This window comes from Bacteroides zhangwenhongii, assembly GCF_009193325.2.
GTDB lineage: Bacteria > Bacteroidota > Bacteroidia > Bacteroidales > Bacteroidaceae > Bacteroides > Bacteroides zhangwenhongii.
This window is the reverse complement of sequence record NZ_CP059856.1, coordinates 3,609,293-3,620,890: the sequence shown is the minus strand read 5'-3', so window position 1 is coordinate 3,620,890 and position 11,598 is coordinate 3,609,293. Positions and strand designations below refer to the sequence as shown.

General features: G+C 37.3%; 10 protein-coding genes. 1 reads left to right on the top strand and 9 read right to left on the bottom strand.

Annotated features, from left to right (window positions below):
- Positions 1–80: 80 nt before the first annotated feature.
- The gene (locus tag GD630_RS14515; protein WP_143868887.1) at positions 81–1,100 is read right to left on the bottom strand and encodes a DUF3871 family protein; all 1,020 of its coding nucleotides are present in this window, start codon (positions 1,098–1,100) and stop codon (positions 81–83) included.
- A 661-nt stretch (positions 1,101–1,761) separates the two neighbouring features.
- Here GD630_RS14515 and GD630_RS14510 point away from each other — a divergent pair.
- Complete coding sequence (locus GD630_RS14510; RefSeq protein WP_143868889.1) at positions 1,762–2,352, top strand: putative polyvalent protein kinase domain-containing protein; 591 nt, start codon at positions 1,762–1,764, stop codon at positions 2,350–2,352.
- Between the two features lie 109 nt (positions 2,353–2,461).
- Here GD630_RS14510 and GD630_RS14505 read toward each other — a convergent pair whose 3' ends face one another.
- From GD630_RS14505 to GD630_RS14470, 8 genes are all read right to left on the bottom strand, one after another.
- Entirely contained in the window at positions 2,462–3,679 is a 1,218-nt protein-coding gene (locus GD630_RS14505; protein ID WP_431834204.1) for an IS256 family transposase, read from the bottom strand.
- A gap of 244 nt (positions 3,680–3,923) precedes the next feature.
- Positions 3,924–4,598: a hypothetical protein gene (locus tag GD630_RS14500; protein ID WP_394368236.1), complete on the bottom strand. Its 675-nt coding sequence runs from the start codon at positions 4,596–4,598 to the stop codon at positions 3,924–3,926.
- Positions 4,531–4,719 (bottom strand): hypothetical protein, encoded by a 189-nt coding sequence (locus tag GD630_RS14495; RefSeq protein WP_143866327.1) that lies wholly within the window; start codon positions 4,717–4,719, stop codon positions 4,531–4,533. Before GD630_RS14495 ends, GD630_RS14500 begins: the two co-directional genes overlap by 68 nt.
- A gap of 5 nt (positions 4,720–4,724) precedes the next feature.
- Positions 4,725–4,898 (bottom strand): hypothetical protein, encoded by a 174-nt coding sequence (locus tag GD630_RS14490; RefSeq protein ID WP_182505626.1) that lies wholly within the window; start codon positions 4,896–4,898, stop codon positions 4,725–4,727.
- A gap of 277 nt (positions 4,899–5,175) precedes the next feature.
- Positions 5,176–6,999 carry a DEAD/DEAH box helicase family protein gene (locus tag GD630_RS14485; protein WP_143866325.1) on the bottom strand — a complete coding sequence of 608 codons (1,824 nt, stop codon included), beginning with the start codon at positions 6,997–6,999 and terminating at the stop codon, positions 5,176–5,178.
- Positions 7,000–7,002: 3 nt separating this feature from the next.
- A complete protein-coding gene (locus GD630_RS14480; protein ID WP_143866323.1) occupies positions 7,003–7,470 on the bottom strand; it encodes a hypothetical protein in 468 nt (155 codons plus the stop codon).
- Between the two features lie 91 nt (positions 7,471–7,561).
- Positions 7,562–8,827: a phage integrase SAM-like domain-containing protein gene (locus GD630_RS14475; protein WP_143866321.1), complete on the bottom strand. Its 1,266-nt coding sequence runs from the start codon at positions 8,825–8,827 to the stop codon at positions 7,562–7,564.
- Between the two features lie 455 nt (positions 8,828–9,282).
- Complete coding sequence (locus tag GD630_RS14470; protein WP_011108574.1) at positions 9,283–11,562, bottom strand: toll/interleukin-1 receptor domain-containing protein; 2,280 nt, start codon at positions 11,560–11,562, stop codon at positions 9,283–9,285.
- Between the last annotated feature and the right edge of the window lie 36 nt (positions 11,563–11,598).

Here is an 11,598-nt window from a genome sequence, read left to right as displayed (position 1 = left end):
ATAGCACACTGACAAAGAACGTAACAATCACAGCAAGTAAGTAGAACAAACTTCTCATAGTTTCATAGATTGAGTTACCACTAACTAAGAAACCATTGGTATTTGTTGTCACCATGTAAAGCGGAACATATCCCTGTTGCCAATTCTGTAGCATTATAGGCTCTATCCAAGAATGAATCTATATAGCTGCTCTTATTAGCACCTGTGAGCAAGTTGTAGAATTTCCACATAGACAAGTCATTTCCCAAGCTGCCAAAGTTCTCATCATTGATATACGCTTTTGCCACATTGTTAACCTGTGTATCAGTTAGTAACATTTTAGGTATGTCCTTTTGGTAGCCTTGCGGTAGTGATTGGTAAAGTCTCATCCTTCCAAGTAGTTGGCAAAATTGATGTTCCGTCATACTGGTATTGCCTAAAGTCTGCATCAAATGTATGTGTTTGGCTGCATCGTATTTGTGGAACATCTCCAATACAGCTTGATATAAATCCCTTGTATTAGTAACTTCCAAGCAACTAAGATAGCCATCTGTAGACACACATAGATTGGTGCAAACCTTACAGGTGAAACCGATAAAAACCTTGAATCTTTCAGCTCCTTTTTTGCTGTAGAGATTAGTGTGGTTATAGGCTCTGACACCACCAATAGTAAGTGTTAGCCTGTTACCGTGTACTGTCTCATAGATAGTAGGAACTTCAATAACGAAAGCACACCTTTCATAGTAGATAGTCTTGTCACTCTCTAATAACTGACTGGCTGGCTTATGTATCGCTTCCGGTATTCTGCCTTTGATTACATGAGATACACGAATGTCTGGCAGTTCAATTTGTTCACCGCTAAAGAATGTATTGGTTGCATCCTGTACCGCTTCAATGAAAGCCACATGAGACAATGTAGCTTCGTTGTCCTTAGCGAACACGGGTATAATACAATCATTCCTTAGATGCTCCAAACTTGCTTCAATCGTGTTGGCTTCAATGAACAACGGTCGCTTCTGTTTGGTAGGTTGCTCTTCAACTATTACCGCTTCTTCTGCATACTCTCCAAAGTTCATACTACTAGTTCTTTGTACTGGCATAATCTGTAATGTCGTTTCCATAATCTGTAATTTATAAAGTTAATATTAGAAGTTCCTCTGTCTGAAAGCTAAGTAAGCCACAGTCAGTATTAACAATCCAATAAAGAACTGTGGTATTAAGACTACAGGTACAATTAGAATTACTCCAATCGTTAATAACATCTTTAAATCTTCCATACGCATAATAATAGATTAGTAAATAGTGTATTTAAGGACGAAATGAGGACTTAATACGAATTACCATTCTTACCACTTCCCTTTGTGTATCTTTATATGTAGACATATATCAATGACTGATAAGCCTATATATTCAGACATTCAAAAGGTTTGTGGGCTGAATAGCGATTCATGTAATCCTTTCACTTCTCCTAATGATTGGTGAGGGGTGTAAGGGTAAACACAACTATAAAGTTCACAATATATACCTCATGCTCACTGTCTCATTAATAGTTCCACTTTATAAAAGCATAAATCTTGAATGGAACTACTTTCCTAATCTAAGGGGTGGGGGTATGATTTTAGATACTACCAAATTTGAGTTGGGGTATATAACATGAATATATCTTATTAAAAGGTAGTATCTTAATACATCTTTATATTGTCAGATTCAAATAGATTGGCTACATTTGCATAAACTCATAATTATATGAATTATGGAATACATTAATGAATTTCACAAGCAATGGATAGAGCGTACCCGCCAATCAATAATCTCTTGGAGCAAGCAGCCTGTATCACCGGAAGAAGTAAGGAAGCAACAGGAGAAGTTGAACCAACAGAGGGCTATAAGGGAAGGCAAATTAAAGAACTGATAGAATTTGCCAACGCCAACAATTTATGGATTGACTTGTCACACTTCAACATTACCTACATGGACAAGGGTGGTGAGAATGAAGTATTCCATGACGGTAAATCGTCTGTCATCAAGCTGAACAACTTTGAGTATGCAGGGGATGATTTGGAGAACTTCTTCATTCGCATTAACGCACACAATAAGTTCTTTAGTAATGTACCCTATCAGATGATTGGCTTCTCTTATAACAGCCGCCAGGAGTTCTGTGCAGTTCTCATACAACCTTACATATTGGCAGAACGGGAAGCAACAGAAGATGAGATTGCTGAATACATGGAAGCACTTGGCTTTGAAATGGATTATATAGACGAGTTTCATAACGACCAATATGAAGTGTTTGACGCTGTCCCCAACAATGTGCTGTACGGTATTGACAAGGATTTGTATTTCATTGACACTCAAATCAGAGTAAAGAAGTGATTTAGATATATGTGTAGAGTAACAAAGTCTTCAACCATATAATATAAATCTTATTAGGCAGTGTCCATAATATTGTGTAAATGTAAACGGGATTCAGTTATAAGTTCTCTTATATCTGGATTCTGTTTTCAAAAATAAGCATAAACTGGTTCATAATCAATCCCCAGTTAGTAATCGGCATTGTCCATTTCTTCTCAATCTCCATCAAGGAAAGGTATACCATCTTCTTCACTGCGTCATCCGACGGGAATGAAAGCTTTGATTTAGTGTACTTTCTGATTTTTCCATTCAGATTTTCAATGAGATTTGTGGTATAGATTATTTTTCTGATTTCCAATGGGAACTGAAAGAAAACAGTCAGATCATCCCAGTTGTTCCTCCATGAAAGAATGGCATAAGGGTACTTCCCTCCCCATTTCTTTTCCAGATTATCAAGCTCCGCGGCAGCAACTTCCTTGTTTGGCGCATTATAGATATTCTTCATATCTGCCGTGAACTCTTTTTTGTCCTTGTAAACGACATATTTACATGAGTTTCTTATCTGATGTACAACACAAATCTGAGTTGATGACTGAGGGAATACGGTACGTATAGTGTCCGTAAATCCGTTCAGGTTATCGGTACAGGTTATCAGTATATCTTGTACCCCACGGGCCTTCAAGTCAGTGAGAACACCCATCCAGAAGGCGGAACTCTCTGATTTACCCACCCACATGCCAAGAACTTCCTTCAAGCCGTTTTGTTTCAGGCCGACACAGAGATAGACAGTCTTGTTGATAATCTTCCCGTTGTCACGGACCTTGAAGACAATACCGTCCATCCAAACGATGAGATAGACCGGGTCCAAAGGACGGTTCTGCCATTCTTGAGCAGCCTGGTTTACTTTGTTTGTGATGATGGAGATGGCAGAGGTGGAGAGTTCTATCTCATAGATCTCGCGCATCTCTTCTTCTATATCGGACACACTCATTCCTTTGGCATATAAGGAGATAACAAGCTTTTCTATGGAAAGCCCGCGGCTTTCATGCTTGGGGACTACTATGGGTTCAAACTGACCGTTGCGGTCACGAGGGATGGGTATGACAGCCTCGCCGTGCTCGGTCTGGATTTTCTTGGGGTAACTGCCGTTACGGGAATTACCACTGTTATTGCCGGAAACAGAATGTTTCTCATAACCCAAATGAGCATCCATCTCACCTTCAAGCATCTTCTCCAGCACTTGGGCGTGGAGCTGCTTTAGGAACTTGCTTACGTCTGCCTCAGTTTTGAAATGGCTGAGGAACTCCTTGGTTAAAACCTCATCAGGCACTACATGATTCTCTTTCATAATCTTTTTCATTTTGCAAATCTATTAAATAAAAAAATACGAAACTCGTACTGAATCCCGTATTTTACATTTACACAAAATATTTTATAGTGCCTCTTATTAAAAGGTAGTATCTTAATAAGGTGCTATCTCCATTCTTATTAATACTACTTCATAAGCATATAAAGACTATATATTACAGACAGAGGTCAAATTATACCCTCTCTTAATATAATTAATAACAGGTATAAAATGACCTCTTTACTTACTTATTAAAGCTAAGAATTATATTAGGTAGTAAATCTTTAGTTGTGGGATGCCACTCTCTTCTCTGTTTGGCTTCATCATTACTTAATAGCAGTTCTTTAGGAGTAAGTTCCAATCTGTCGGGAAACAGTTTTAACAATCCAGCTTTTAGTAATTCAATATTATACTTAAATACTGTGTTCTTGCTTAGTCCCAACTTATCAGCTATTCCTATATTAGTAAGAGGAACGGTATTGTCCTCTGCAATTAGTAAGAGCTTGATATAATACCCTTTCACTTTCACGCTTAGCCTAACTTGGGTGAACTTATGGGATAGTGTAATAAAGCCTTTATAGTCTATGGCAGGTATCTGATACAGACTTCTCATTGTAAATTCATATACAGGGTGGTTGATTGGAGCGGGGTATCTCTTCCTTATTAATACTGCATCCATGTTCTTATTGAAGTTCCTTAATGCGCTTTCCTTCTCACCTGCAACCTTAGCTATATCCTTAATCCGTAGTCTTACATTATAATAGCTGTTTCTGTATAGGGACAGGCAGAAGAATCTATATATGTCAGGTTCATTTAAGGTGTTCAGCATTGACTTATTAATAGTTGCGTTATCACTTCTTCTGCTTGTCCTGTTTATTAAATGTTGTTTGGTAATATTCATTAGTAGCTGATTGAACATTAGTGGTAAATAGTAAATCTCTCTTCTCCCGTTCCAACTTGTAATAGTAAGCTGTACCAAAGTAAATCTTGGCTTCCTTCCTGTTGGCGAACTGCTTCCCTGTAGGTATATGTATTATCATAGCTGTTAATAGGTTAGTCTCTGTAATGCTACATATATGGTACGTGTCTTGCCATTCCGTTTCCGCTTGCACTTCATATAGCCATTGAATTGTGCCCACATTCCAATCTGAAACTTATTGTCTGATACATTGTGCCTTAAGGCTTTAGCTCTGATTTGTTCGTAAGTATACTCATCCATTGTTATTAATAAGATTTAAATAGGTCATTTGTAATGAATCTGGGTGAGATGACGGGTAATCTGGATATGGTTTGATTGAAGTGATACAAAGATAGTCAAAGTTCGGGACTATGCCTAATCCTTATGTCCCAACTTGGAATTATAGTCTATAAGTGATAATGAAGCCCAATAGTCCAGAGTGCAATGTCCGAACTATTGGGCTATGGGGGTATATTCAACCTTTTATAAAACGGGGTATATAATTCAAACATTCTTCCCTAAAAGGTTGAATGATTAATTATACCTTCTCACTTATAAGCAACAGGGCTTTGTCCTTCCTAATCCATGCATCTTGAGTATCGAAGTATAGATTAATACTTTGGGCTGTAATCTTATTGGGTGGAGTAACTCTTAACAACTGGAATATGCGGGTCAGTTCCTCTTTAATATACGTGAGCCTGTATTTCATTCCCACCTTGAATGAAGCCTTTATTAACTGAATAGTCTCCGTCCCTTTAGCATCTGTAAGGAACTGGGCAACTATCATCCGCTTCTTGATTTCAGCATAGGAGTAATCCACTTCCTCAATCACTTCCTTGCCTACCAGTTCGTATGCTTCAACAATGAACGGGTCGGTTCTTCGCAAGTCAGCTTTATATTCCCGTTCCTGTTCTGTCAGGTCATTACTGCCTAGAAATGCCAGTAATCTAACAATCTGCTTCCGCCTATCCTTTGTGTTTAACATCTTCAATTCACGTTTGAACCGGAAGTCTTCATCTGTAAGGAAAGAATTGTCAGCCGTTACAAATACATAAGTTGTTAGCACATCGCTATGTTGCTCATAAGCCTGTTGAAGTGACTTCCTATCATGGTAATACCCTGTTACCAGTGCATCATTTATATAGTTGTCAATAGCAAACCAATTCTTGTTCTTGTCTATGTCCAACATCTGATTGAATGGCAGACTGTCCATTGCAGCCCTATATGCTTCCCTCGCTCCCTTACTGGGTGCTGCATCGTAGAAGGTCTTGAGCACTTTATATACTTCCTCGCTTGTTCGGACAAATTCATTCAGTACCTCTTCACTCCTCTGTGGCAGGTCATAGTTGGTATTGGTAATATGTGTGACAGCCGCTATTCCATTCCTGAACCTGCCTATAATTTGGACTACATCAGAGTATGGGTCAAACATGGTTTGGTCTGCAAAGAACACATCTGTAACCAATATGACATAAGGTTTGAAGTCCAGTTCGATGTCCACCGCATTAAAGAAGCGACTTGTGAAGAAGTTATACAGTCTCATGTTGTCTACTTCCCAATTCTCATAACATCTTGTAAACTTGTTCTGTTTTAGTTTGTCGATACTCTTGGGGGCACAGAACACGGAAGACTTGTCTAACAGCTTTAATCGGGACATTATAGAGTAGATGATGTCTATAGAGTTTACGAATATGAAGTAAGGGTTGTCCTTACCTTGTCCTGTAATAAATGGCATCCAATCCAATTCCTCCCAAACTTCCCTTAATACGTTGGTTGCAGGCTTAACATCAATCTCTTTAGCGTAATCGTATGTAGGTTCTATCTTAATGATACTGAAATGGTTCTCTTCAAATCGTGGGTCACTGAATTTAAGCGGAGTTGCAGATACCAGTGCCTTGTCCTTAAATTTGAAGAAGTCATTCATAGGCAGGACAATATCAGTTCTATAGTCCACATCCTTTATAGTCTTGTGAGCTTCATCAATAAGCAGGAAGCAGGTATTATATATCTTACCGCTAAATGTCAGAAACGCATTCTTAACCTTCGGGAAGCTTTCGGGGGTAGTGAGTATCTTATAATACTTACCTCTGCTTGCCCTTAGGTATTTGATAATCCTGTCTGTCGTGACACCTTCATAGACACCTAACAGGTTATCATCCTTGTGTTTGGCAGAATTGCACTTACCTGTGATTACAGGAACATTCGGTTCTATAACAATGGAATGTCTCTTAGCCTTAATCTCGCTATAAGTCGCACCAATACCTGTCAGAGTCTTATAAAGAATGACATTGGAAGGAATCTCTTCCAGTACATCTGACAGATGTTTATCCGGTGAATCAATCTCAATATATGTGGTCTCCATTTATTAAAGTAAAATGATGTCACGTCCCCTTAGATAGTCCAGTAGCTCGTCTGTCTTCTTCAATTTGAATATTACCTTCCCGTTGTCAAATACCGATAGAGCTCTTACAAAGCCGTTCCCGTCTCTATGCAGAGGACTGAACTGTACAGTGATATTGCTTTCAATAAAGTTCTTCAATATACATAGTTGGAAGTCTTCCTCTTCTTCCACCTCTCCCTGTATTCCAAACGGCTTCGCATCAATGTCTTCAACTTCACCATTGACAAGATAGTTCATGAGCCAATAGAAGTTGTCTGCCTTAAAGATTACATACTTAAATGCACTGACCGTCTTTGATTCAATCCATGCACATGAGTAGTTGGTTATATCCTCATTGAAGAAACCTATGGTAAGATTCTCACCTCTAAGCATTAACTTCTTGATTAGATTGTGCGCTTCTGTGTTGCCGTAATTGTAAAGTTTATCTTTCATGTCTTAATGATGACTACTTAGTTAATGATGCTTCAAATATAATAATAAAATCCCACCTACAATGGCTGTAAGTGGGATATTCTTGAATTTACTAGCCAAGTACGTACTTCACGACCTTCGCATTAGCCCTGTTCTCATTGACAAAGTCCCGCTCAATGTAAATGTCCGTTACCTTCATTGCTTCATCAACATGGTTTAACGCTGCATGGACTGTATATTTGTCAATCCCTACTTTGTTGAGTGCTATGGTAGCCCATGAGTGACGGGCTGCATAATACTCTAAGTCTTCAATCTCCAATAATGCTCCAATCTCTTTCAGACCATAATTTATAGCTTTATTAAAACCTTTCTCGTCAACATAATATTGATAGAAGTTAAACAGGCGTTTGCCTGTGCTGTCCTTGTACTTGTCAATAAGAGGTTGCACTATCTTGGGAATGTCTACTATCATCTTTGCACTGTCCAATCTGCGAGCTTTGGTTTTAGTTCTGTTATAGACAATAGTATTCCCCTTCATTTCAGTAGCATTGTAAAGGTCTGCTGAATTAATTCCCATGAGGCAGAATGAGAGAATGAAGCAATCCTTAGCCAAGTTATAACGGCAGGTGGATTTATATCCTTTCTTCATGTCTTTGTAAGGTAACTTCCACACCTTTTTAATAATGTCTGCTGGAATGGCTCTCTTACGGGTAGCTTCCTGTTTAGGTATCTTGAAGTCCTCAAAGGGTGAGTTAGGAATGAGAATAAGGTTCTTGTCCTTCTTATTGAACTTGCGTTTAGCTTCATTGAACAGCTTCTTAATGCTTACCAAGTAGAGGGAGAGGGTACGATTAGAGGTAACACGCTTACCCTGTTGTATCAGTTGCTTGGTACGTGCATCACGTTCTCCAATTAAGAATGCTTTGAACTGCTCCAAGAAATCTAATGTGATAAGGTTTATATCCAGTTCCTCTTTACCAACAAACCGTACCAAGGCATTAATGGCAGTCGTGTAATTGGGTGCACCTTTGATTGTAGTTGAGGCTATCCATTCACGGCTGAATCTAATAAAGTCTATTACTTGCTCCTTCTCATGTTCATGGCTTAGGCGCTCCAATATATCCTCTAATGTGTAATTGTTTTGGTCTATTTGAAATTTGCTGCACCGTTCTTTATAATATACTACCAGATTATCAATCTCCTTCTTAATAGGAGTACCTTCCTTGAATTTGAAATCTTTAGTAAGTTCCTTAGGTGTTATGAATAGATTTGTGGATAGCCTTCTTACCTTTCTATTCATTGTAAACCTTACCTTGACATTGTATGTCTTATCACTCCTTTGTTTGTCCTGTTGGACTTCTGCTTTAATTGTTAGCATTTTAACCTATTAATTTGAGGTCAACAATAGGTCAACAACTACCTAAATTAAGGCTAATATTACCCAAGCAACAGACTTATATCTGTGAGGTTCTACAAACTAAAAGAGGCTCTATTCCCTTAGGAATGAGCCTCTTAGTTTGTGGACCAGCCTGGGCTTGAACCAGGGACCTCCAGATTATGAGAACGACAAAGTGATATTCTGCGATGGTCAGTTTTCTCAATATTTACTGTGTATCAAACAATTACGAATTTAGCTATCTCCTATGAAACTCACTAAATCCCCCTAACTGAAACCGTTTGTTTACGCATTGTTTACGCAGGTTTGAAAAGAACTGTTGTAATTATTCTCGTTTATATCTGTTTGTATAGGCTATATTTTGTCGCAAAACAGTTTTTTTGCGACAAACCTATACTAAAATGTCATCTTTAGCTTCCTGTCTTTAAATCATAGACTTAGCAATTACAACTTTTACAAAATCTACTTTTGTCTCTTTCGAATTCTTCTTTAATTCTATAAACTTGGGGCGAGTTAGGATAAACAATTAACGTTTCTTGTATCTTTTCTTTTATTTCTTCCTTAGTGTGGTTTCTAGATTTAATAAAGTATTCTAATTGCATTGATGCTAAAAGTTCATCCTTACGTTTACTAAAATTCTCTTCCATCTCCTTAAGGAGGCGATTAAGTGTATCTTCAGTTTCTGTATTCCAAGGATAATGATTTAATAAACAACGAAAATATGCTTCTATATGATAAGAATTGGTCGATTTACGATTATAATTCTCTTTTGCCAAAGGAAGGGCTTTAGTATATTTTTCTTGATTCAGATAAACATTCACTAACTCTCGTCTTGCAATTTGCATATTAGAATTAAAATCTAAAGCCTTAAGGAGATACTCCTCGGCCTTGGAATAGTCCTCTTTATAGCGATAGTAAAATCCATACAGAAAATCTTTACTACCTTTATCTTTAATTTTGTCAATGTATGTAAAGAAAATTCTATCTTTCATACGAGCTAAAACTTGGCACAACCTATAGTACAATTCTTGCAGAGGTTCCTCTGTATAACTTGAACAATGTTCCAAAGCATGCAAACAAATATCTTTTACTGAATCATAGCTACCCTGATTATAAAGATCAATGACTGTACTTATAACGATAGACGGCATGACATACGCAAAACCTTTGCCAGACAGCAACTGCTTCCGCAAGTCATGTAAAAATATTGATAATTCTCCTAGATCATCTTCTGCCGTATCTATTTTATTGAAGATTATTTCTTCAATACGGGTTTTCATTATAGGATCTAAATCTAATTTACTTCTACGTATATAATCTGAAACGCCACCGTCCAAACTAATATTATTGCCTCCAGGACCGTAAAAATCTAAAATAGACAAAGATTCAAAATTATTTACGAGCTGTTCTATTTTAGGATAATCTTCCTCATATAATTGTTCGAGTAAATCGAAACTGATCATATCAACTTCAGCAAGCACTTTTGCTAAAGTAAGAGCAGTCTCATCTCCTTTAAACCAACTAATAACTCTGGAAAAGACTTCATCTCCTATTGCAATCAGGTTTTTAATGTCTTTCTTAGCAAATCTTACGTTCTTATCTTTAATTTCTCGAACTGCCTGTTCTAGTTGTTGGGGAGAGGACTGAAGACGATCCACAAAAAAATCGACATCACTATCATTTAGTTGAACATTATAATAACGACAGCAATTTACAAAAAGACGTTTGCGTTCATCTTTTGTAAACCCAGAAAGATTTATATGAATTATCTGGGGATATGCTCTCAACTCAGAATATCTAGGCTTAACCCTACTACTTATAAATATCTTTAACGAGTCTATCATGGCAGGATGGGATATAATTTCTTTACCCCATTCAGAAATAGTTCCGTCATATGATACAAAACTCATCTCATCTTCAATTAGTAAGAATGAATGAGCGTTGATTATCTGATTAATATAAGATACACATTTAGTAATTTGATGTTCATGATCTAATTTAAGAATATCCTCATATGATGCTTTACTAAAGCCCAAGCCTTCGTGCAATTGAAGTATAAAGTTGTCTAAATATGTTTTTTGAGGTAGTTTTATCTGAAATCCTTCAGGGATAAATGATAGTCCGCTACTGTCCTGAATACATTTTTGGATAAATCTAGTACGCCCACTTCCCGGTTTTCCCGAGACAATTAAAGAACGATGAGGCATATACACACTGTCGTACATCGCTCTTTGAAACTCATCTAATTCATTACTACGGCCAATAAACGTATTTATCCAATTGCCATATGCATTATTCCCGACACAACGAATTTTTCGTTGTGTTTCAATAATAAACTGACCTATAATTTTGGGGGATGTTATTGTTTTTATATTTAAACTCCAGTCACGGGTCATCCATGAAGGTAACTCTTCTAACTTTACTCCTTCTTCAATTATAAAAGGCATAAACTCTCTAATAACACCTGTGTCATAAAGTTGTCGAGCTTTTGACATTTCTAATTTAATCCAATCAGACTCAAGGGCATCTTTAGAAATTAGTAATACAAAAATCGGCGCAAAGTTTAGATTTCTAACTATTTCATTTACCGTTTTTGTCGCTGGATAAAAATCGAACTCGTCAACAATGCAATTGTCTCGTTTTACTGTGTCAACTATTTTTCTAACAAAATCCTTATGAGTACTTCTATGAGATATGAATGCTACGGTTGATTGCATATTACTGGTGTATTAAAATCATTATTAATGCTGCAA